This is a genomic window from Salisediminibacterium beveridgei, from assembly GCF_001721685.1.
In the GTDB taxonomy this organism is placed as follows: domain Bacteria; phylum Bacillota; class Bacilli; order Bacillales; family Salisediminibacteriaceae; genus Salisediminibacterium; species Salisediminibacterium beveridgei.
In genome coordinates, this window is record NZ_CP012502.1 from 2753532 (window position 1) to 2777174 (window position 23643).

Annotated in this window: 22 protein-coding genes and 1 riboswitch; of the genes, 5 read left to right on the plus strand and 17 right to left on the minus strand. The window is 48.4% G+C overall.

Annotated elements, in window-relative coordinates; genetic code table 11:
• Positions 1-62: 62 nt before the first annotated feature.
• Both pcrB and BBEV_RS12975 read right to left on the minus strand, forming a co-directional pair.
• Entirely contained in the window at positions 63-770 is a 708-nt protein-coding gene (gene pcrB / locus BBEV_RS12970; RefSeq protein ID WP_069365850.1) for a heptaprenylglyceryl phosphate synthase, read from the minus strand.
• 182 nt (positions 771-952) lie between these two features.
• Entirely contained in the window at positions 953-3031 is a 2079-nt protein-coding gene (locus BBEV_RS12975; protein WP_069365851.1) for a methyl-accepting chemotaxis protein, read from the minus strand.
• A gap of 127 nt (positions 3032-3158) precedes the next feature.
• Positions 3159-3243: riboswitch (cyclic di-GMP riboswitch) on the minus strand.
• 258 nt (positions 3244-3501) lie between these two features.
• Here BBEV_RS12975 and BBEV_RS12980 point away from each other — a divergent pair.
• Complete coding sequence (locus BBEV_RS12980; protein ID WP_069365852.1) at positions 3502-3897, plus strand: (deoxy)nucleoside triphosphate pyrophosphohydrolase; 396 nt, start codon at positions 3502-3504, stop codon at positions 3895-3897.
• Between the two features lie 12 nt (positions 3898-3909).
• Here BBEV_RS12980 and BBEV_RS12985 read toward each other — a convergent pair whose 3' ends face one another.
• The 7 genes from BBEV_RS12985 to BBEV_RS13020 form a co-directional block, all read right to left on the minus strand.
• The gene (locus BBEV_RS12985; RefSeq protein ID WP_232318332.1) at positions 3910-6681 is read right to left on the minus strand and encodes a DEAD/DEAH box helicase; all 2772 of its coding nucleotides are present in this window, start codon (positions 6679-6681) and stop codon (positions 3910-3912) included.
• 629 nt (positions 6682-7310) lie between these two features.
• Positions 7311-7529 (minus strand): GNAT family N-acetyltransferase, encoded by a 219-nt coding sequence (locus BBEV_RS12995; protein WP_069365855.1) that lies wholly within the window; start codon positions 7527-7529, stop codon positions 7311-7313.
• A complete protein-coding gene (locus tag BBEV_RS13000; RefSeq protein WP_232318183.1) occupies positions 7530-8015 on the minus strand; it encodes a GNAT family N-acetyltransferase in 486 nt (161 codons plus the stop codon).
• A 74-nt stretch (positions 8016-8089) separates the two neighbouring features.
• Entirely contained in the window at positions 8090-9418 is a 1329-nt protein-coding gene (locus BBEV_RS13005; RefSeq protein WP_069365856.1) for a cytochrome P450, read from the minus strand.
• An 86-nt stretch (positions 9419-9504) separates the two neighbouring features.
• On the minus strand, positions 9505-10707 hold the full coding sequence (locus BBEV_RS13010) for an FAD/NAD(P)-binding protein (RefSeq protein ID WP_069365857.1): 1203 nt from the start codon (positions 10705-10707) through the stop codon (positions 9505-9507).
• Between the two features lie 96 nt (positions 10708-10803).
• Positions 10804-11073, minus strand: a complete 270-nt coding sequence (rpsN, locus tag BBEV_RS13015; RefSeq protein ID WP_069365858.1) for a 30S ribosomal protein S14 — start codon at positions 11071-11073, stop codon at positions 10804-10806.
• Entirely contained in the window at positions 11073-11480 is a 408-nt protein-coding gene (locus BBEV_RS13020) for a hypothetical protein (protein WP_069365859.1), read from the minus strand. Before BBEV_RS13020 ends, rpsN begins: the two co-directional genes overlap by 1 nt.
• A 170-nt stretch (positions 11481-11650) precedes the next feature.
• Between BBEV_RS13020 and BBEV_RS13025 the strand changes: the two genes are divergently transcribed.
• The 4 genes from BBEV_RS13025 to chrA all read left to right on the plus strand — a co-directional run bounded on the left by BBEV_RS13025 (position 11651) and on the right by chrA (position 14619).
• Complete coding sequence (locus tag BBEV_RS13025; RefSeq protein WP_069365860.1) at positions 11651-12835, plus strand: GTP-binding protein; 1185 nt, start codon at positions 11651-11653, stop codon at positions 12833-12835.
• An 87-nt stretch (positions 12836-12922) separates the two neighbouring features.
• Positions 12923-13183 (plus strand): hypothetical protein, encoded by a 261-nt coding sequence (locus BBEV_RS13030; RefSeq protein WP_069365861.1) that lies wholly within the window; start codon positions 12923-12925, stop codon positions 13181-13183.
• 27 nt (positions 13184-13210) lie between these two features.
• Complete coding sequence (locus BBEV_RS17445; RefSeq protein WP_157100991.1) at positions 13211-13360, plus strand: hypothetical protein; 150 nt, start codon at positions 13211-13213, stop codon at positions 13358-13360.
• 92 nt (positions 13361-13452) lie between these two features.
• Positions 13453-14619 carry a chromate efflux transporter gene (gene chrA / locus BBEV_RS13035; RefSeq protein WP_084007390.1) on the plus strand — a complete coding sequence of 389 codons (1167 nt, stop codon included), beginning with the start codon at positions 13453-13455 and terminating at the stop codon, positions 14617-14619.
• 66 nt (positions 14620-14685) lie between these two features.
• Here chrA and BBEV_RS17655 read toward each other — a convergent pair whose 3' ends face one another.
• The 8 genes from BBEV_RS17655 to BBEV_RS13075 all read right to left on the minus strand — a co-directional run bounded on the left by BBEV_RS17655 (position 14686) and on the right by BBEV_RS13075 (position 23642).
• Positions 14686-15033: a hypothetical protein gene (locus tag BBEV_RS17655; protein WP_198155005.1), complete on the minus strand. Its 348-nt coding sequence runs from the start codon at positions 15031-15033 to the stop codon at positions 14686-14688.
• Entirely contained in the window at positions 15030-15635 is a 606-nt protein-coding gene (locus tag BBEV_RS13040; protein WP_069365863.1) for an alpha/beta hydrolase, read from the minus strand. Before BBEV_RS13040 ends, BBEV_RS17655 begins: the two co-directional genes overlap by 4 nt.
• A gap of 16 nt (positions 15636-15651) precedes the next feature.
• Positions 15652-16578, minus strand: a complete 927-nt coding sequence (locus tag BBEV_RS13045; RefSeq protein ID WP_069365864.1) for a ring-cleaving dioxygenase — start codon at positions 16576-16578, stop codon at positions 15652-15654.
• 611 nt (positions 16579-17189) lie between these two features.
• Positions 17190-17507, minus strand: a complete 318-nt coding sequence (locus BBEV_RS13055) for a YerC/YecD family TrpR-related protein (protein WP_069365866.1) — start codon at positions 17505-17507, stop codon at positions 17190-17192.
• A gap of 25 nt (positions 17508-17532) precedes the next feature.
• The gene (locus BBEV_RS13060) at positions 17533-18597 is read right to left on the minus strand and encodes a DUF3048 domain-containing protein (protein ID WP_069365867.1); all 1065 of its coding nucleotides are present in this window, start codon (positions 18595-18597) and stop codon (positions 17533-17535) included.
• A gap of 59 nt (positions 18598-18656) precedes the next feature.
• Positions 18657-20408 carry an adenine deaminase C-terminal domain-containing protein gene (locus tag BBEV_RS13065; RefSeq protein WP_069365868.1) on the minus strand — a complete coding sequence of 584 codons (1752 nt, stop codon included), beginning with the start codon at positions 20406-20408 and terminating at the stop codon, positions 18657-18659.
• A gap of 211 nt (positions 20409-20619) precedes the next feature.
• Complete coding sequence (locus BBEV_RS13070) at positions 20620-21492, minus strand: N-formylglutamate amidohydrolase (protein ID WP_069365869.1); 873 nt, start codon at positions 21490-21492, stop codon at positions 20620-20622.
• 5 nt (positions 21493-21497) lie between these two features.
• On the minus strand, positions 21498-23642 hold the full coding sequence (locus BBEV_RS13075) for a M20/M25/M40 family metallo-hydrolase (protein WP_069365870.1): 2145 nt from the start codon (positions 23640-23642) through the stop codon (positions 21498-21500).
• Position 23643 lies beyond the last annotated feature (1 nt).

Below are 23643 nucleotides of genomic sequence, written 5' to 3' on the forward strand. Positions count from 1 at the left end.
AGCCACGTAACAATCGGAGGCAGCTCGTTGACGAGGTCTGCACTCCGATTCTCCTGACGTTATCACGACTGCCGTTTTTCCGAGGGTTCCTTTACCGCATCGACGGTTTTGAGCGCCTGTTTGAGATCATCATAAATGACATTGCCCACGACGATTGTGTCAGCCAGGGCCGCCATTTCCTTGGCCTGCTCCAGGGAGGTGATCCCGCCGCCATAGAAGAGCTGCGACTTCTCCAGTACATCGTTCACATCGGATACGACTTCCGGATCACCGTATGCTCCGCTGTATTCCAGATAGAAGATCGGCATATGGAACAGCTGGTCCGTCATTCTCGCATAGGCTACGATGTCATCCAGACCGAGATTCGTATCCGCGTCCGTGACATGTGCCACGGACGAGTCGGGGTTCAGTACACAAAAGCCTTCGGACAGTACTTCCTCCATATGCATCAGGTGACCGAATTCCTTCAGTGCCCGGTGATGCAGTCCGTTCAGGAATGTCACCTGCCGGGTGTTCAGCACAGACGGGATCAGGTAATAATCAAATCCCGGAACCACCGATTGAATCGTGCTCACCTCAAGGGCACAAGCCACCCCATACCGGCGTACCCGCATCAGCATCTCCAGCGTATTGTCTTCCGTTACATCTTCACTTCCGCCAACGATGACCGCGTCCGTTCCCGATTCGCAAATGGCTTCCAGGGCCTCGTCGTCCAACGATTTGGCGGGATCCAGTTTAAAAACGTGCCGCCACTCATGATAGGATTTCATCACAGTCTAATCTCCTTTTGCTTCCAACGATTGTCTCTGATCTCAGTATAGCAAATATCCCTCCCTCAGCGCCATACATCCATGGGATTCGCTCATAAGAAAATGCTTCCGGGGACCGGAAGCATCGGATAATACAAGGTCATTTTCAATTGCTGAAGCCTTGGTACAGACCCTATGTTGCATTACAATCTGAACCTGGCCGTGTTCATCTGCAGATGCTGGGCTAGCTCTGACAGACTCTCACTGGCGTTTGCGATCTCTTCGATCGAAGCGGATTGTTCTTCCATCGCTGCAGACACTTCCTGGGTGGATGCGGAATTTTCCTCAGCGATCGCTGCCAGATTCTGAAGGATATCAAGAATCTTCTCTTTCATGGCCTCCATTTCACTGCCGGACTGATTCAATTCAGCTAACCGGGCTTCGTTGTCACCCATCGCCTGAGCGATTGTATCATACTTCGCCTTCGTCTCATGCACTTTCTCCCTTTGAAGTTGAAGTACTTCGGAGACCCTTCCCATCACATCCACAGAGTGGCTCGCATTCCCTTGCAGGGACTGGACGATTTCATCAATCCGGATCGTCGACTGTGTGGACTGCTCAGCAAGCTTTCTGATCTCGTCCGCCACTACGGCAAAACCTTTCCCCGCTTCTCCTGCTCTCGCTGCTTCAATGGCCGCATTCAATGCCAGCAGATTCGTCTGATCGGCAATTTTGGCAATCACACTGCTTGCCTCACTGATTTTGACGGCACTCTCATGGGTATTCCTGACCCCGTCCTGCACTTTCTTCGTTTCTTCGCCACTTTCTTTCGATATCGCAGCGAGTTCTTCGATAATCACAAGGCCTTCCTGCACTGTATTACTGACGTTTACATTGCTTTCATTTAAAGACTGCATAAATTTCTGGTCTTTTTCAATAATCTCACCGAGATGAAGTCCTTTATTTGAGCCATCCTCAGTATTCCTGGCCTGATCGGACGCGCCTGTCGCAATTTCCTCCACCGTCTTCGCCACTTCCTCTGCTGCAGTTGCCGACTGTTCTGAGGTGGCCGTCAGTTCTTCCGAGGAGGAAGACACCTGTTCTGCCGCTGTCATGATGTCATGAATCGTCTCTCTCAGACTGTCCGTGATCGTTTTCAAAGCCCGGGTAATATCGCCGACTTCATCCTTTTGCAAGACCAGCTTCTCCGGCATATCCTGGCTGAGATCAAGTGCCGCGATCCGACCCGCCTGACTGACGATCGTATGGAGGGGACGGCTGAGAAGAGAAGCAAAATAAAAGGCAAGAGCCAGCCCGATCACAATCACACCGCCTGTCAACGTCAGCGTCATCCCATACATGGCAGACATGGCAGCCATCGCCTCATCTTCATCGACTTCGACGATCAGCGCCCCCATCGTGTCCCCGACGTTTACGATCCCACCACTTCCAAGAACCGCGTTTCCGAGATAATCGTCATATATTCCGGTATTCGTCGCTTCTGTATTCCCCTGAGCCACTGCTTCGGTCAATGCCCGGGTCATTTCTGTATTCACCTGACGATTCATTGCTGCATCCTCACTATATTCCCCGAGGCGGGTATTGGTCAGGAGGAGACCGTCTTCGTCAACGATGTAAGCATCCCCGCTGACACCCAGTCCTTCCACCCCGTTGTGTACGATCCCGTCCATCACCGTCTGATCAATCAGGATGTTGACACTGCCTGCGACCTGGTTGCCACCCCCGCCTTCGAACACCGGCGTAGAAAGAACAATGGTGTAATCATCGATGAAATCCGAATAGAATAATTCGGACCATGTCTGTTCTCCTGAAAGACTTGAAATCAGATAGTCACGGTCCGACAGATCGTTCCCCTCCAGTTCATTCTGAAACACCGAAGCCATGATCACTTCACCCGCATTATCCGTCAGAAAAATATCCCGGAAGCCGTATTCCTCTACTGCCACTTCAAACAAACTGTCTATATGCACATACTGATCCTGCCACTCGGAAGATCCTGCACCAAACTCTTCCAGTGCTTCGAGACCCTCAAATACATCCGCTGTGGCACTGAGTACCCGCCCGTCCCCGCGACGTCCGTCATAATACTCATTGATTTCGGCACTCTTCAACGATAAAAAGGTACTGTTTTCATTCAATGCATTCATTTCAAGTTCATCCGACACTCGATTTGAAAGCAGGAAACCCAAGACCAAAACCGGTATCAGACCCGTCACCACAAACATCACGATCAGCTTATACTTCATTTTCAACTGCCTCATCTTCATTCCTCCCTGAATTTCGTTTGCTGATTCATACATGCTTTCACATCAAACACTTCACTCAAGCAACGTACTGAAGTGAAAAGACAAAAAAGAACCCTTTTGCTTTCACCACATAAGGATCCTTGATTGCAACCGGCTGTCATATCAGAAACTGATGAAGACCCTTGGCTTTGCGTCCCTGCTTTTCAACAGGTTTGCCCATATGTGTTTGTGATTTGAATGATTCTTATCTGACAATAAGGACAGTAGTATATGACTGCATTAATAGTCTTTTTTAATTCCTAAAACATGTATTATATTAGTTAATTATTACTATAATGGATTTTTAATCAGCTGTGTTAAATGAGATGAAAAGTTCGGATTTTGTACATATTTGATGGTGGGATTCGGCCGTTTATGACCCTATACAATTCGATTTCTATTCGTGGTAGAATAACATGTAGCTGTAAATGAAGGAGATAATCGCGATGAAAAAAACAGTGAAAGTCGTTGGTGCCATTATTGAGAACGCACAGAATGAAGTGCTTTGTGCTCTGCGATCTCATGAGATGAGTTTACCGAATTTGTGGGAGTTCCCGGGTGGCAAAGTTGAGGTAGATGAAAATTTGCAGGAGGCTCTTGAAAGAGAGATACAAGAAGAACTTGGATGTGCCATCGATGCAGGATCAGTTTTCCACAGTAATGTGCATGAATATGAAACGTTCATCATCGAACTGATTTGTGTTCGTGCATCCTTAAAATCAGGGGAGCCAAAGCCTAGTGAGCATGCTACTTTACTCTGGCTACCAAAGGAGCATTTGACTTCATTAGTCTGGGCACCGGCAGATATTCCTGCTGTAGAGGCTTTAATTGAAAAAGTCTAGCCACTTAATCGGCTAGACTTTTTCCGTGAATTCAACATAAAGGTTTTGTGGGACTTCGTGCTCTAATCTTAGAATGGTTGTAATCGGTTGTTCTCCACTATATTCTACAGTATGGCCTTTTCCAATGTAGATGTAAGGTTCCGTCTTTGCATCGATTTTCCGATACTTTCGAACGAATAAATGCAAATGTACCCCTCGTTTTTCATTGTAAATAATGTCTTGTCCAGTGTCAGAGATTTGTTTTGTTGCATTTTGACTTTGCCATTGAAAATATCTCCGATCGATAAATTGGTCTTTATAATTGATTCGTTCATCAATATCCGCTTCTTTATGAAGATCGATAAACAAGAAAAAGTCTTTGCCATTTTTCAGTAAACCGGATCCTCGAAAAGCAGAGTGCGTCTTTCGGTAATTTGACAATATCGCTGCATCTACCATTTGATATTGTTCATATAGTTTGAAATGAGGAATGCCGTAATCAATAGTTTGAAATTCTCGTTCATATCGAAGAATCCCGTAAAACAGTGCATCTTCAAGGTACTTACGATAGGCTTCATGTTGCAGTAATCTTGCTAAACTCGCAGTCCGTGTAAGTGTTGATACTCCATCAAACTCAGCCATTTTAAAAGCATGTTTTTTCTTTACATGATCGAAAAAATCATGATTGATGGCTTCAAAAACATGAATGACCGTATCGCGATAAACTGTTTGAATATATTTCTCGATTTCTTTCGTTGCTTCATTAAGAGTCACGATGTCTTGTTCAAACAGCATTCTTATCACAACGAAATCATGGATCCGTTTGATCGGAAGCCGTTTTGAAAGGTCTTTAAGAGCTTTATCGAATTCTTCGTCTATACAAAGTCCTTTTAACTGATCGTCTTTTTCCACCGTTGCGACAAAATCTAGATAATGATTCTTTTTAGAGATGAAGGCCACTGGATCAGGAGCCCCGTCATAGGTTAAATAATCCACCAAATAATGTGGTGTTTTCCCATTCAGGAATTGTTTAAATTCCAAATATGCCTCTCGCAAATATTTCATCGAATTGAAATTCTCTTGATCGATTTGCGATAGGATCCGCTCTTTTGAGATTTCATCCATCTGGATATGTGTTGAGCCTGGAATGTTCGCAAAGTCTGTGGATACAGCTACTTTCAAGCTTTCTTTGTCATAAAAACGGCTGCCGTTTAAGGCGATGGCTATCAGGAACGTTCGTTTATGATTACCAATGAAATCAAGCACGGTCAAAAAGGATTTCCCCTCATGCCTTCTCAGTCCCCGTCCAAGTTGTTGGATGAAAATAATCGGGGAATTCGTAGGCCGAAGCATCAATACTTGATTGACAGATGGTAAATCAACACCTTCATTAAAAATATCTACAGTGAAAATTACCTCGAGTGGATCTTTGTCATCTTCTAAACGATTCATCGTCTGTTCACGAACTTCTGCCGAGTCACTTCCTGAGAGATGAGTACTCAAAATGCCACGATGATTGAACTCATCGGTCATATATTTGGCATGTTCAATACTTGCACAAAAACCTAAGCACTTTCTTAATTCCCCATCATGACCATAAAACAACATTTGCTCAATGATATAATCGACACGTTCGTGTACTTTGAGTCGCTTCGTCACTTCCTCGATATCATCAATATCCACATCGGATAAATCCACAGCATCAATGTCTGTAATCCCAAAATAATGAAACGGAATGATTAATTCATCATCTAAGGCTTCGTGCAAGCGAACTTCCACGGCTACATTATGATCAAACAACTCGAAGACGCTTTGTGAGTCACTACGCTCTGGTGTTGCCGTCATGCCCAACATAAATTTCGGCTTAAAATAATTCATTACTTCTCGATAAGTCTGGGCTGCGGCGTGGTGGGCCTCATCTACGATGATATAGTCAAATTCGTCCGGTCGAAATCGATGGTAATGCCCTTTCACCGTTTGGATTGTAGCGAAAAGGTAATCGGCCTCGATGTTTTTTTCAGTACCTGTAAATAGTCCACATTGTTTATCCTTGTTATTTGGAATCAAGTGTTGGAACGTTTCCATTGCTTTTCGCATGATTTCACCACGATGAACAAGAAATAATAGCCGCTTCGGTTCAAATTCTTTTACATCAAAGGCGGACATATAGGTTTTCCCAGTTCCTGTAGCTGCTATCACCAATGCACGATCTTCTCCATAGGAACGAATTCGCTCGAGGTTTTCCCTAGCCCTTTTTTGCATTCGGTTAGGGGTGATGTAATCCTCTCTTTCAAAAATGAGTGTCGGTGTATCCTCTTTCTTCGGGAGATCCCGAATAAAATCCGCATACTCTTTTAAGAGATTTTCCGAAGCTTCTCTGCTATCTTGCCATAATCGGTCAAATTCATGACGAACATTTTCTATGAAATCACCGTTAGGTTTTGAAATGATCTCAACATTCCATTCAATATTACTTTTTAGTGCACTTTGTGTAAGGTTCGATGAGCCAATGATGACTTTATAATAATCATCATATTCGAAAATATACACTTTCGTATGAAATCCGATTTCTTTATCCGTGACAAAGATTTTCAGATCCAAATGATCGAATTCCTTTATTTTATGTAATGCTTTCGGTTCGGTGAAATTTAGATAGGTCGAAGTAATAATTCGCCCTTTAATCCCCCGTTCTTTTGCTTCTTGAAGAGGCTCTAAAAGTAATTGAAGACCACTAAAATTGATGAAAGCCACACTGAAATAAAAACTTTTACATGTTCTCATCGAACTGACCAATTCATTCAACATGTTCACTGGGCCTTCATTGATGATAAGTTTCTGATCATCCGTCATCTTTCTCACCTAATTTCCGTCAAATGATCTCAATGTATTTCGATTTTGGATTTTCCGGTAGTAATGGGATGGTTTGACCGCTACTATGGCGTACTTCAAATTGACAATCTGAGCTATTCAAAATGACTTTTCCTTGGAAATTCAGATTTACTATCCTCACTTCGTCACCCACTGCAATTTCACGATCATGGCAATCATACAATCCGATTTTGTCCCCCAATTCAAACACCACCTTAGTTGTATTTTACTGGTATTGGTAACGAATATCCACTCATTCATACGATTCATCACTCATAATCCACAAATTTCATTCTACCCTCACCCCTGTCACTCACTGTCACCGACCATCAGTTCGATATCAGGGTATAAAAAAAGATGCCTCAGTCTCCTGAAACATCTTAAACCGTTTTCGTTTTCAGTTCGATTTGCTTTAAACTCTCTTGTCCATTCATAATTCACACATTGCAGCATTAATCCATTTAACGCCACCTCTTCATCCTCTGTACCGACTTGCCTGAATCCGTTTCTCTCCAGGACTCTCTGTGAGGGGATGTTGTTCGTTGTCGTTTTGGCGAACAGACGGTTCAGATGGCTTTTTCGATGAGAAGCGCCAGTGCTTTATTTGCAATGCCTTTGCCAATATGCTTTTCCCCTACACGGTAGCCTGCGTGACCGCTTTTAAGTAATGGATCGAGATCCACCAGGCTCATTCTCCCAAGGATTTCACCTTCTGGATTCATGATGAGAAAAAACAAGGATTCACCTGTTTCCTGTTCATTTGGCTTGTTGATCTTATTTTGCAATTATAATTCCAGATACAATTTTTTCGTTTTGAGCACATGTCCGAACAATTCATCATCATATTCCTCACTGAGCCGAAACCCTTGAGCCTCATAAAAAGCGAGCCCTCCATGATTTTCACTCTCCACTTCCACGTGGATGATCGATACATCGGGAAGTTCCTTGAAGCCTTCTCCGAGCAGTGCACTCCCGATCCCTTTTCCCTGTGCTCTTGGATCGATGTACAATGCCCCCAGCATCGCTTCTTTGCCTTTTGAGAAAAGGTTGGCAAAACCCACCGGTTTCCCGTCTTTTTCCGCAAGGAGCAGAACAGAATAATGGACTCTCCTCTCCATGTTTTCGTCAGAATACGCCTGCTCGATAAACCGGTCCTGCACGTATCTTGGGATAATGCCTTCATAGGTATGATGCCAGGTTTTCTTTGCAATATGCTGAATGTCTTCAATATCAGCTGTTGTCGCTTTTCGAATATTTGTTTCGTTTTGCACACAATTCCCCCCAGAAAAACTTTCCTCTATTTTACAACCATTCCTTTAAAAAAGAAATCGTTGTTTATCAGTTATTACCCCCGCTGCACGACCTTCATACGCAGCCCGTCTTTAATCCGAAGCGAAACCAGCGGATCCGGTTTCACGGTGTCCTCACCGATCAGTTCAAAGCGGACCGATCGTCCAATGACTGCCAGTAAGATCGCCGCCTCCATCATCGCGAAGCGGTAGCCGATGCAGCTTCTGGAGCCTCCGCCGAAGGGGACGTAGGCGAATGGCGGAATCTGTTTTTCGGCCTCGGGTTCGAATCGTTCCGGTCTGAAGGTTTCCGGGTCTTCGAAGGCATCAGGGTCCCGGTGGATGGCGTAGGTGGCCATCATGAAAATGGTGCCTTCTTCGTACTCTTCGCCCTGCAGGGTGACGGGTTCGTCCGCTTCCCGGTAGATGATCCAGGCAGGTGGATAGAGTCTGAGGGTTTCTTTGATGATCTGTGTTGTATAAGGCATTTCCCGGCTTTTTGTGAAGGGATCCGCTGTGATGTCATCCATCGCGTCAATTTCTTCGTGGAACTTCGCCTCTGCTTCAGGGTTCTTTGCCAGCAGATAGAAGACCCAGGTCAAAAGATTGGCGGTGGTCTCATGTCCGGCGAGGAGCATGGTCATCATCTGATCCCGGAGTTCCTGATCGGTGACTTTGTCTCCTTCAGGTGTAGCCACGGCGTCCATGAGGAGCCCCACCATGGTTTCTTTGTAGGCTTCGGGATTGGCCCGGGCTTCTTTCAGAATCCCGTAGACCTCCGTTTCAAGGGTTTTGATGGCCCGTTTGTGGGCAATGTTGCCTTTCGTCGGAACGCTCATCGGAAGCAGCACCGGCAAAAAGATGCTTTTGGCGGTTTCCTGGATGGTGACGTCCACCGCCTTGGCAAGGGCTTTTTTCCGTTTTCCCGGGTCTGTCGCGAACATGACTTTGGAAATGATCGACAGGGTCAGTTGCATCATTTCGTCATCAATCCGGCAGGTGTCTTTTTGTTGAAGCCCAGTGACGGTATCTCCTGCATCAGCCGCCATGATGCCGGCATAGTTTTTCAGGCGTTCTTTGTAGAACACCGGCTGGGTGTAGGCTTTTTGCATTTTATGTGCGGTTTTCTCCGTGGTGAGGAGCCCGTCCCCGATGGTACGGGTCAGTACTTTCGTCGGACGTCCTTTTCGAAAAGAAGCATCCTTTGTAACGAGGATCTCCTGCAGGTGGGCCGGGTTGTTGATGACAAATGTGGGCATTACTCCCGTATTCAAGGGAACCACCTTTCCCATTTCGCGCATACGCAGAAAGAAATCAAGCGGATCACGCCGGAAATCCAAATAATTTGTCACCCGTTCGGTGAATTTAATTTTTGTTATCGCCATGGCTATCTCTCCTCATCAGACTGTTTCTTCCATTGTATAACGATTGATGAAGAGATGCATAATGGAATGAATTGGCGTTTTGGTTTTTACTGATGAACGGGCAGGGGTGCCTGTTTGAGAACCGGGATCATTCTTGCGGCTGCCTGTCTTGCTCCGGCGATATTGCGGGCAGTGGGGCCGAGTTCAAGTTCAGCAAGGGCGCCCGTCAGATAAATGCCGTCATGCCAGGAGAGGTTCTGATCCACCACTGGTGTGCCGCACGGGGCATAAGGAAGATCAAAATCGTCTCCATAGATTTTGAGCCAGTCCGGGATTGGGCATTCCTGTCTGTAGCCGGTCGCGAGGATGACCGTCCTGGCATGAAGGGTATCGCCGGATTGCAGATGAAGCAGCATATGGCCATGGTTTACGGTTGTGCCGTCGACTTCGTCCTGACAGAGATGCAGGTTTCCTTTTGCTTCTTCACTGACCAGTGCGCGTTTGATCTCCGGCGGCACAGAGCCCCGGTATCTGGCCATTCGTATCGTCTGCCGCCTTCGCTGATTGTCTTTCAGCTGACTGAACCCGTTCATGTATTTCGGTCCGAGCCAGCCGGGATCACTGTCAAAATCATGCGTCCGAAGGGAATGCCTGGTGAGCAGCGTGACCTGTCCCGGGTACTCTTTTGAAAGCTTTAATGCAGTGTGTGCTGCGGTGATCCCGCCACCTGTAATGACGATTGGCGCTTCACTGTCTCTTGTCACATCCTCCGCTTCATGAAACACGTGCTCCACATGTCCGCCGGCGTCTTGTAGTCCACAGGCCCACTCCGGCCAGGCAACCATTTCATTCATCCCTGTTGCAACGATCACTTGCCGGGCTGTCGTCGTCTCACCTGAGGCGAGTGTCACATGAAGCAGATCGTCTGAGTCTCTGGTGAGTCCGCTGACACTACCCTGATGATGCAAGGCAGCCAGTCCCGTTTCCTCAATCAGCGCCTGACAGTGCTCGTGAAACAGATCCAGAGACGGCCGTTTGTATCTGCCTAAGAAATCTGTTCCGTCCTGATCGTTTGAGAACTTCCGGAGACTGAAAGGATCCAGATCCAGATGATGAACGGACGGGGAGCGCAGATAGCGCATGCCGATGCGCGTCGTGTTTGTTTTCCACCTTGAAATCAATGACTCATTCGGGTCGACAATCCGCAGATCGTCCTGACGGAGTGTTCCGGATTTGAGGATTTGAACCCCCAGTAACGTGCCGTGAATACCGCCTCCAATGATGAGGCAGGTGCCAGGGTTTGTCTTCATAAGATCAGCCTCCTTCTTTCGTTTTCCCAGCGGTACGATGTTGGATCAAAAAAACCTGCCGGCGAAGGGGGATCGCCAGACAGGTCCAATGGATGGTTACCAGCTTGCTTTTCGGACACCGGGAATCTGCCCTTTATGCGCCAGATCCCGGAATTTGATCCGCGACAGTTCGAACTTACGAAGTACTCCGCGCGGGCGCCCGGTGACTCTGCACCTGCGGGTCAGTCTTGAAGGGGCTGAGTCTCTTGGCAGTTTCGCAAGGGCTGCATAATCCCCTTTTTCTTTGAGTTCCCGGCGTTTGTCTGCATATTTAGCAACCAGTGCCTCCCGTTGTCTTTCTTTTGCGACTTTTGATTTTTTCGCCATCAGTATGATGCTCCTCTCTCTTCGTCGTTCTCATGATTCCTGTCGTTGGTGAACGACAGATAATAGAATTTCGTTCGATTTGCGGCTTCCTCGCCGCGATACAGTACCATCAGTTCCGTCATATCCTGGAAACGGCAGGCTTTTGCACGAAGAAGCACCTCTTCGTGGATCGTCTCTTCAAGTTCCTGCATCATGGTGTACATATCATCTGCAGACTGACCGAAGCGAACGGCCACCTGTTCGAACGGCCGATGATCGATCATCAGCTGCAACAGTTCCGTTTCATCGCAGGCCGCTTCCACCAGCTCATTTTCCAGCGTTTCATAAGCAATGATCCGTCCCCGCTCGGGTTCCGGCAGAGATTGAATCACCTGTTTCCGAAAAAAATCGTACTGTGCCGCTTGCATGATGCCACCTCCGGCCGTTTTTAAATCGTAACGATTACGATTAATACCAGTAAAACATATCTCGTTTATTTTGTAAACCGCAACCATTACGATTTTCAAAAATCTTGATTCCGGCACTTTGCTGTGGTATGTTTTAGATCGTAATTATTCTGATTTAGGAGTGTGTCATCATGACTGAACAACGAATCCCTGTGACGGTGTTGAGCGGCTATTTAGGTGCCGGCAAGACGTCCTTACTGAACCATTTACTCAGTGAAACGAACATTCAAAATACCGCTGTCATCGTCAATGATATGAGTGAAATCAACATTGACGCCCTGGACGTGAAAAACAGAACCGTCCACCGCACGGACGATCAACTCATCGAAATGTCCAACGGCTGCATCTGCTGTACGTTACGGGAAGATCTGCTGCAGGAAGTACAACAAATCGCTGAACAAGGCGGCATTGACTATATTCTGATTGAATCCAGCGGTATCTCGGAGCCCGTACCCGTCGCTCAGACCTTCACCTTGATCGATGAAGAAATGGGCATCGACCTCTCCGCATTATGCCAGTTGGATACAATGGTCACTGTTGTCGATTGCCAGCGCTTCTGGCATGACTATGGCTCCGGGGAGTCTCTTGCAGAAAGAGGCCAGGAAGCGGATGAGAATGACATCCGGGACATCAGTGACTTACTGGCAGATCAAATTGAATTTTGTGACGTGCTGGTTCTCAATAAGGCGGACGCCATTTCAAAAGAAGCCCTCCATTCCATGAAAGCTGTCATGAAGCGCCTTCAGCCTGAAGCAAAGATCATTGAAACGAATTATGGACGGATTTCACCTGAAGAAGTACTCCATACCGGCTCCTTTGATTATGAAAAAGCGAGCCTGTCTGCCGGCTGGCTGAAAGAGCTGGAAGCAGAAGAACATACGCCGGAGACGGAGGAATACGGGATTTCCTCCTTTGTCTACAGACGGACGCGCCCCTTTCATTCCGAACGCTTCATGGCCTGGGGCGAAGCGATTCCTGAAGCAGTGATCCGCTCCAAAGGCATTGCCTGGTGCGCCACCCGAAACGATGTTGCCCTACTTTACTCCCAGGCAGGTCCTTCTGCTTCACTGGATCCGGTTTCGTTTTGGGTAGCCTCTACGTCAGCAGAGAACATTCAGGAATATCTTGCGGAAGAACCCGGCGCCCGGGATGAATGGGATGATGAATTTGGCGATCGGAAAACGGAACTGGTGTTTATCGGCCAGAACATCGACCGGGAAGCCCTTGAGGCCGAACTCGATGAGTGCCTGCTCACGGACGAGGAAATGGCTGGGGATTGGGGCCGTTTTACCGATCCGTTTCCATGGGAGACGTGAATTCTTGTGAGGGTGTAAGAGTTGATCGTACTCCAGCATCAATTATGCTAGTATTTAAGTAATCACAAAAACAGGAGGCGACACACCATGACCGTAAACGCCATTTTGACGTCTCTCTTTATGTGCTCGGCAGATGATGCCTGTGAAGTGTCACTTGAAAAAGACCCTGAATTTATTGTGGACCTGAGAGCAGAAGCTGATGTACCCGTATCCGGAGCTATGTCCCGTTTTGGCACAAAATCATTTGCTCTGGTGAACGGTGGGCCCACTTCGCCTGAGGAACTGAAGCGGGCCATTGTATTTGTCAGCGGACAACTCGAATATGGCAACCGGGTTGTTCTGCATTGACAGGGAGGAAAAAGCCGCACCGGGAGTGTGGCCGCAGGGGTCCTTCTTGAACTGAATCTCGTTGCATCCGTTGAAGACGCACAACAGGAAATTCTCAAGTTCCAGCCCATTGCACTGATTCAGGACGAAGCCAAAGGTGTTCTGGCCAGTCTGTACGAAACCCGGCAGTCATCGTAACTGCCGGGCATTTTGTATGCTTATTTTTAGATCCCTTTATTGATATCAAAACTTACGATAAACAACAACTGATGTATGCGGGAGGGAAACTGATGAAAAACTGGCTTGAAATATTCCTGATTTCACTGCGACTGGGCTTGACGTCATTTGGCGGTCCCGTTGCACATCTTGGTTATTTTCATGAAGAGTACGTGAAACGAAGGGCCTGGCTCACGGAGAAACAGTATGCAGATCTCGTGGCGTTATGTCAGTTCCTGCCTGGACCTGCATCGAGTCAGGTCGGGATCGGCATCGGCATGGTCCGCGGCGGTGTTGTCGGCGGTTTCATCTCGTTTACCGGTTTTACCATGCCATCTGTTCTTTTACTGATGGCCGTTGCTGTCGGATTTCAGCAGCAGGGACTCATAGAACTGGGTATCATCGACGGTCTGAAGATCGTTGCCGTCGCCGTTGTCGCTCACGCCCTGCTCGGCATGGGCCGAAATCTGGCTCCGGACAAAGAGCGGGCAACCATCGCTGTCCTGGCTTTTACATCCGTCCTCCTGGTCCCTTCCGTCTGGATTCAGGTTGTCGTCATTCTGACAGCAGGCCTCCTCGGCTGGCGTTTGTACCGAAACGAAAATCTCCCAAAAGCTGAAGGCCTCCCTTTGAAGCTGCCATTAAAACTATCTGTGGTGATGCTTGGGTTGTTTGGCGGATTACTGGCTTTACTGCCGGTTTTGCGGGCCATGACAGATCATTTACATATCCAGCTGGCGGACAGCTTTTACCGGGCAGGTGCTCTGGTGTTTGGGGGCGGCCATGTGGTACTTCCCTTGTTGGAGCGTGAAATTGTCCCGGCCGGCTTGATGAGTGAGTCGCAGTTTCTGGCCGGGTACGGTGCGGCCCAGGCGGTTCCTGGGCCATTGTTCACCTTTGCCAGTTACCTCGGGATGGTCATTGACGGCGTGCCTGGTGCTGTGACTGCAACGGCAGCTGTCTTCCTGCCGGCTTTTTTGCTGCTTCTGGGTGTCTTGCCGATCTGGCTGAAGATCCAGCAGATCCCTGCCATGCTGGCGGCCGTCACCGGTGTAAATGCGGCAGTGGTCGGGATTCTCGCCGCTGCCTTATACAGTCCGGTCTTTACTTCTGCCATTCTCGAAGCCAGGGACATGGCTTTTGCGGGGCTGTTGTTCATGATTCTCGTCTATTGGAAGCGTCCCGCGTGGGTTGCCGTGATTCTCGGCATTCTGGGTGGACTGTTGTTCTACGGTGGTTGAATCATTTAAGGGCTTTCGCTGTTTTTCTGCCACTGAAAACCGGAATTTGGGTCTCAGTGGCAGATCTCAAGCTGATTTCTGCCACTCAGAAGCTGAATGAGCGTCAGCGGCAGGAATTTCACCGCAATATACTTTTATTGGAAAATCAAACTGCCACCGAAAGATAAAATCGAATCGAGTGGCAGGATTGTCGACCGTCTTTGCCACTGGATCGCTAAATGCCCTTGAGTGGCAGTATTTAGAATCACTAAATCCATCACGTCTGCCACTCAATCCAAAATCCTTACCAAGTGGCATATTTTCCTGAGAGCCCTGCCACTCGAAACTGAAAAACTGAATTGAGTGGCAGTCTTTCTCTAAAATGAAAAGCCGGTTTCTGTATGAACTACAGAAAACGGCTTTTTTTCGGATCATTTTTTCATTTTGTACCAGGCTGCAGCTGCGTCCACTTCTTCCCGGGTTAACTGATGACCGTTGTTTTCCCAATGAAGCGTCACGTCCGCATTCGCCTCTTGCAGCAGGTGATGAAGATCTTCGGATTCCTGCGCCGGACAGATCGGGTCGTTTTCGCCGGCTGCGATAAAGACCGGGGTACCGGTTAAGTCCGGCAGTTCAATGCCCCGTCTTGGTACCATCGGGTGATGCAGGATGGCTCCCTGGAGTGCATCTTTGTAATGAAACAGCAGACTGCCGGCAATATTCGCACCGTTGGAATATCCCACGGCCACGAGATTGCCCCGATCGAATCCGTAGTCGTTCGCGGCCTTGTCAAGAAAATCGTTCAATTCCTTCGTCCGGAAAATCAGATCTTCTTCGTCAAAGACCCCTTCAGCCAGTCGTCTGAAAAACCGGGGCATACCGTTTTCCAGAATATTTCCCCGGATGCTTAAAACAGAGGCTTCCGGATCAATGATGTCCGCCAGGGGCATCAGATCATTCTCCGTTCCCCCTGTCCCGTGAAGAAGCACCAGTGTCGGACGTTTTGGGTTGGACCCTTTTTTGAATACATGTTTCATGAGTGATTCGCTCCTTTTACAAATTAAAATTTGGCAGCGTCTGTTCAATCGTCTCCCGCTGCGATTCAAATTGTGGTGGCAGCTTCAGTTCACTGCCCATCTTATCCTTCGATTCGTCAATGGCAAACCCCGGAGAATCCGTCGCAATTTCAAAGAGGATTTCTCCTTTTTCACGGAAATAAATGGCGTTGAAGTAGTTTCGGTCCCGAACCGGCGTCACCTTGTAACCATGGCCCTCCACGTATTGTTTCCAGTCCAGCTGATCCGTATCATCCACTGCACGCCAGGCGATGTGGTGCACCGTTCCCACGCCCATCCGCCCTCTCGGCATGGCTGCAGTCCTGACATCAATGAGATTGCCGATGGTTCCGGGAGCCTTAAAGCGGATGAGGTCATTTTCCTGACCGATCCGTTTCAGTCCCATGGTGTTTTCAAGGGCATTTACTGTGTCTTCAGGACTGGTGGAATACAAAACCGCTCCGCCAAACCCGATAATGGCCATGTCTTCGCCCAATTTTCCTTGAAGATGGTTTTTCACCCTCTCTGCTTCTCTTTCCACCAGTTCCAATTTTAAACCATGCGGATCATTAAAACGCAGGTACGTTTCGCCAAAACGTTCCGAACGGGCCCAGGCAATACCGTGTTCCTCCAGGCGCTCCTGCCATTTCATCAGGGAACCCTCCGGAATGATATAAGTTGTGGCGCCTGCCTGTCCACCTCCGATTCGTCCCTGGTGGGCTTTGGGCCAGGGGAAGAAGGTGATAATCGTTCCAGGATCACCGGATTCATTGCCAAAATAAAGATGATAGGTGCCAGGATCATCAAAATTGACCGTCTTTTTCACAAGCCGCAAGCCTAAAACGCCGGCATAAAAATCGGCGTTCTCCTGCGGGTGACCAACGATGGTTGAAATATGATGAATGCCCTGAGTTTGTTTGGTCATGATACACCGCTCCTTTAAGACAAACGATTTTATTTCGAATTCGAGATGTATAGTTATTCAGAAGAACTTAGCATTCTGCCAAGTCCATAGGATCGAACGATTTTTCAGTTATTTATTTCGAATTCGAGATAATTATATTCCAATCTTTTCATCTTGTCAAGATGACTGATTCGGTTGGATCAGGCTTACTATGAGTAATAACCATCGACTTTCTTCAATGCCTCTATCATGATTTTCAGAAAAAGGACTCTAAAATGCCAAGTACAAAGAAACTGAAAATCAATATCGGTAAAAAGATTTGATCAGTTGTTTTACGGTTTTCCACTTGCTCTCTTTTCATCACTAATAACCGAATTAAAAAAAGAAAGGAAACAATAAAATAGGTGATAAATAATGGTATATCCAATACAGCAATGAGTATGATCATCAGTATTGCAGGCACAATATAGAAAAGATGCATCCGTTTCAAAAAGCCCCACTCCTTTTATGATTCTTTTCCAAGTTAATTAATCCCATTATATCCAAAAAAAAAATACAACCAGCAATTTTAAAAATGAACAACAAAACAGTTTTCATCCGTCACAGATGAAAACTGTTTTCTATTCAGATCATTATTCACTTTTCAGTTCTTCTTTGTGCTGATCGGACACCCGCTCCAATGCAAATTTGTAGCCGTCGTTGCCATAGTTGATGCAACGTTTCACCCTTGAGATCGTTGCCGTTGAGGCACCGGTATCCCGTTCGATCCGCTGGTACGTGTCTCCACCCATCAGCATGCGGGCTACTTCCAGGCGCTGTGCAAGGGACTGAATTTCGTTCATCGTGCACAGATCATCGAAGAACTGATAACATTCCTCCACATCCTTCAGATTCAAGATCGCTTCAAACAGTTGATCCAATTCTTTTCCGCGAAGCTTATCAATTTGCATATCTGGATAGTCACCCTTTCTTAAGTCATTCTGAGTTGATTGTTACATGGGCGTCGATCCCTCCGCCGCCCGATTGCACGAAGTTAATGAATGTCTGTCCCGGCAAAAACGACAGTGGTTCCCCGTCGAGATACGGTAAAATCACCCCATCCACGTTCTGCCATTCTGCACGGATTGCCACACCGTCCTGTAGCAGATACGCAGGACCGCCGGATTCAATATTAATATCCCGCCTGCCTACGTCATCAATCACCCGATGATCTGCTTCCACGATAAAGACATTCCTTGGCGTTACAGGTTCACCGGTTTCCAGATCGTTCATCTGTTCACCACCCGCAAAGCGGATATACCCCCCTGCAGCTTCATCGTACGAATACTCAATATTGTTCAGACTGCTGCCGTAACTTACATGAACGTATGCAGCTGCTTCACCGTCCGCTTCCGGTTCTTCCGAAAAAGGCAGATCCGGGGTATCCCGGTCTTCGAGCTCGTAGCCCATATCTGCAGCTGCCCCTGTCAGACCTTCATAGGACGTATAGAGGTTGTGCGGTGCACTGCGCTGATTCCATCTTTCCAGAAAGCGTCCGTCATAGGTCAGTCCGTTGACAAACGCCACTTCCCCACGAGCCATCATTGAAAATGCATCCGGACTCCCGCCGGCGGATGTGTACACGGCATCGTAGCCGTTATTCAAGCGGATGTAATAGTCTCTTGCACTCCTTACAGGCCCGATTCGCTCCGGTTCCTGGCTGTGGTAAAATGCCAAAAGACGGGTAATGTTTCCTTCGGATAACACTTCGTATACCACATCGGCCATATAAAGACCCGATTGCGGGCGGGCATTGTTGCTGTTTTCGATCATCACGCCCTGTACGCGGTGATTCACAGATTCATCGGTTCCGATGCCGGTCAGCGGATATTTATGGTCATAGTCTGACTCGGGTTCTCCCCATTCAGGTACCGGCATCTCTTTCACCCGTTCGGTTTTTTCAACCGCCTCCTGAACAGCTAATGCTTCATTATCATTGCCGCATGCGGCAACGGTAGCCATTAAGATCATGACAAGGAGGATCCATAGCCACTTTTTCATCACGCCACCCCGTTCACGTTATCTTTTATCTCTATCCAATACTTTCACACGTTACCATTTTACCGCATAATCGAAGGAAAGAGTACCCTTTTCTTCTTCACGTCAAAAATCCCCCGTTGGGTGACACGTACATAAGGCAGATGAGTGGACGAGAAAAATAACAGGCTGTAAATCGGGTCATTGAACTTATACCCCCGCTCCTTCAGAACTTCACGGAGCTGTTTTTCCTCTGCCATGAGGCCACCGTCAATCGCCTTATCCGACAGCACACCACTGATGACCAGCGGCACCCTGGCTGCCGGTCCGTCCCGGTCCATGACGACAATGCCGCCACCCATCTGTTTCATTTCCTGAAAGGCATCAAGAAGTCCTTGCTTACTCTTGCCGATCAGAATAATATCACCGGTCCCGGAGAACGAACTCGCCATCCCGTAAATATCAGTGGCGAACCCTTTGATGAGGGTGCTGACAATCCATTTCCCGTGACGGTCTGCGAAAATCATAAACATTTCATCCGATTGCTCCGGCAGTTCTTCAAATGTCAGGTTAAAGCCGATCCGGTATGGCTTCATGATCACCTCGTTGATCATCTCCACCCCAACCGGCATGGAAAAGTGAAAGTCTTTATAGGAAAGCTCCCATTCGATTTCCTGCGGCGTGAATCCGTACGATGCCCAGTCAAAATCAATCTCCGGGTAACAGGGGACATTATTCTTTCTGACCCAGGTCCCTTTTGCCATGACATCAACCGGCCTCGGATTCTCAGTATCCTCAAGAATATTCAGGTTCGCCAGCCGGCCGGGTGCGATCATGCCGATCACGTCGTCCATATAAAAATGCCTCGCTACGTTCACCGTGCACATGTTGATGGCTTCAATCATCGGTACACCTTCCGCCACCGCCAGCTCAATCAGGTGGTCCATCATGCCATTCTCAAGAAAATGCGGCGGGGATCCGTCCGTATTCATCATCAGATGATCATAGTGAGTCAACCCGAGCTCATGAAGTTCCCGAATGATCTTCGGCAGATCCGGGCGAATGGAAGAGTGCCGGATCGACGCTGTCATACCGACATCGAGACGCTTGAGAATATCTTCGCCGCTCATGGCTTCATGATCGCCATTCACACCGAGAATGGCCATCTGGGCGAGCGTCTTTTCCCCTGCTCCGGGAAGATGCCCTTCTATCGGCTTCTTGACGTCTTTCGTCTTCAACATCCAGTGAAGCATCTGATCGTTACCTTTGAGCACAGAGGGCCAGTCCGTCAACTCACCGCCCTGCACGACATAGGGATGATCCAGCCACGCTTTCATATTCGAATGCAAGAACAGATTGTGATCATTGATCAGTTCGGTCTGACCATCATAGCGTGCCCACCAGAGAAGCGTCGCAGGCTGGGACGTCTGTAAATCTTCAATCAGCCGTAACGCATTGTCATTTGTCAGATGAAAAATAAACGGCATATTGTCGTTGATCAATGTCGTCGTCCCACGCTCTGCTGCGTACTTGGCAAGCGTCAAAGGGTTATAAAGCTGGAACGGATGTGCATGATGTTCGATATAGCCTGGCACGACCGCTTTCCCTTTCAGGTCAATGATCGTCACGTTGTCAGTGTTTTCAGGCATACTGGTGCCTGTATAAATGATCCGGTCTTTATGAATCCAGATATTCCCTTCCTGCCAGATCTTTCGGAAGCTGTTTAAGTATTTGCCGCCAGTCAGTACCGTGGTTGGCGCTTTTTTCCCCTGCACCACTGCCAACTGATCCCTGATTTCTTTTTTATTCCAATAATGTGAGAAGCCTCTGACCATTGTTATCACCGCTCGCTGCTAGAATGTCCTGTAAAACCGGTTAAGTAACCGCTTTCAACATCGTAACATATTCACACTTTACATGGGTAAAGAATTGCGAACTTTTTTAACAGACTTTTTTGCCTGACCGTTGTGCAAGTTGACAAAAAAGGCTGTATACAGACGAGAACACCCTCAGCCTGGGCCGAAGGTGTTCTGCTATGGCGTGGGTTTACGAAATCGCTTCTTCCCCGTCTGCCGGGAATGTGGCTGTTTCCTCCACCAGTGCCTCGAAGACTTTTTCGAGTGTATCGCGAATCACCTTCAGCCTGGCCTGTTGTTCCTCGCTCATGACAAGCGGTCCATCTTGCGTTTGCGGCAGATACAGCCGGCGGTTAATCTCCAGCTGAATCCACGGAATCGGGCCTGCGGTGCCGTGCCGGCGGGTCATGTACCCTCCGGAGAAGGGTTGATTCATCGTGACGAACGGCGTCATGCCTGGGTCTTTGATCCATTCTTTTATGAGATCGCCAAAATGCTCTTCAAGGAGCCGTTTCAGTGTCTGCATCATCTCGACCGGTGCCGTGATGGGTTCATTGACGAACCCGCCACTCTCGGAGCCCCGGTTGCCGATACAGAATAACGGCCGCTGTTCAAAGAGGTGCGTGCCTTTCACCGGACCGATATCAAGCATGGAGTGTCCGTCGATCCCGAGGATGGCCCCTGATGTCCGGGACACCTCAGCGACCCGCTCATGATAGGGATCATAATGGGCTTGTATCATCTGATCCGCTTCCTCAGGGGTCAGTCCTTCGGGGTCTGCCCATACCTGCTGTCCATCGACAGAGAGGGTCTTGACGATCCCATCCGGATTCGCAGGGGGCAGATCGCCTTTTTCACGATTCAAATCCACCACCAATCTGGACACATCGGTCTCAATGAATGCCGCGGCCACATCTTTGAAGTCAAACAGTTCCCTCGTCCACGTATCACTGTCGAGCAGCACAGCCTGTTCATCCAGCAGCAGTTTTTCCTGCAGCTCTTCGGGAATCGCTGTTCCGCCATGGGGGACAGATATCACGATCGGCAGTTTTTCCTCTTTCATAGCCATCACTCTCCTTCAAGATGCAGAGCCAGTAACAATGTCCGCTGAGCCAGTTCACGGCGGTGAAGGGCTTCGTTCGGTGTAAACAGGTCTTTACTTGCCGGTGCAAATCCGCAGATTGCCGGGATGTCCTTCGGTACAATGCCCGCAGCGCTCGGCAACAGACTGGATTCCGTCCCATAAGGAATATTCCAGGACTCACTGAGTTCATGGAGGCGGTCTCTGAGCGGATGATTCTTTTTCCGGCTCATCGGCTTGCGGTCAACGATTTCTTCCACATACGTCCGGATCGATGTCCCGTTACTGTTGAACGTCTCCCGAAGCTGTTTCTCCGCCTGTCGGGCCAGTTCAGGATCAATATACGTGATGGAGAATGTTGCCACCACCCGGTGCGGCATCAGTACGCTGTAGCGTTCACTCTTTACATCCTGCATGGCCACGGCAAGTTTCTTGCGGCGGTTGGAGAGGGATTGCAGTTCGTCTGCCCGTTTGATGAAATACGTGAGGACATCCGGGTCACGGGTGGATTTCCCCATGCGGACAGGGTCCCCTTCCACAATGACATTAAACTGTTTGAATCCCCGGCGCTGATCAACGATTTTTCCTTCCATGAAGCCAGGCTGAAGCACGATCACTTCCCCGGCGTGTTCAACAGCCTGTTCAAAGGCGGCCGTACTGTAGCGCATCCCTCTGCCTTCGTCGGCATAGAAGAAGACACCAATTTTCCGGGGCGAGAGTTTTTTCGTATCCTTCAAGGCTGTCAGGGCGTGAAACATCGTCGTTAACCCCCCGCGACTTGAGGCCACGCCTTCGCCGTAGATCCATTCCTGCTCTGTGCGGTAAGGAACCGGATAGCCGGTGCGGTCGCCCGGGACGTCAATCGGAACCACCAGCAGTGTACCGTCTTTAAAACCCTTCTTAGTTTCCCATGTCCAGGCTGAACGGCCATTTGTGTATTGTTTGTTCAACTGAAGACCGAGTTTTGCAGCCCGTTCTTCTATTTTTTTGCGGACTGAACTGAGACCTACCGGATCTTCTGTCCGGCTGGACATATTCGTCCACATCTTCAGGTCTTTCTCGAGTCCGGAGCGGTTCTTTGTGATTACTTCAAAGAGATCCATGCCTTTTTTCTCGCCGGATTCATCGGCACTGACGACGAACTGCGGTCCGAAATACCGTTCACTGGTCACTTCGACAATCCGGTTCATGATCTCCGCGTAGCTCATGCCAAGCGTCTGGGCAGCGTAGACGAAGGACCCATCCGCGCCCAATGAGGCCATGGAATTCACCTCGAGAATGTATGGATTTCCGTCTTTATCAATTCTGAAATCCACCCGTGCCGTATCAAAGCAGTTCAGGGCATGAAACGTATCAATGGCAAGCTTCTGGACTTTGGCGGTTAATTCATCGCCAAGCGGAGCCGGACATACTTTTTGGACACGGCTTCCCTGACCACTGGTTTTGTCTTCGTACGTATAAATCTGCGGACCCTCACCGAAGGTCAGTTCCACCGCCGGCAGTGCCTGCACCGGACTGTTTCCGAGCAGGCCGACATTGACTTCACGGCCTTCGATATATTCTTCCACAAGCGTCGGGGAATGAAAATTATCGTAAATGATTTTCACACCCTCACGCAGTTCTTCTTCGTTATGAACGATCTTCAGGCCGAACGAGACCGCTTCGTTTTTCGGTTTGACAATGAGTGGATAGGTCAACTCTGCGGTGATGGGTGAGTCCGGTTTTTCCAGTTCGGCGAACCGTGGTGTCGGAAGGCCTTTTTGCAGGAGAATCATCTTGGTGACAACCTTGTCAAGGGCCATGGCATGGGTCTCCGGACCGCTTCCTACGTAGGGGACCCCGATCATCTCAAGAATGCCCGGTACGTGCATGTACCTGCCTTTTCCCTGAATGCCGTAGCTCAGGTTGAAAACGAGCCCCGGCCGTTCACCGGAAATCACCGAAGGCATATACTCCTCCAGCTTTTGAATGATGTTCTTATCCCCTTCAAACGTCTTCACCTGATGGCCGAGGGTCTGGAGGCCGTCTTTGATTTTTTTGATCGTTTCAAGTCCGTATTTTTCACGGTTCGGTGTCCCGAACAAATTGATGACTGCCTGGCTTTCACGGTTATAAACGATTGCAATTTTCACA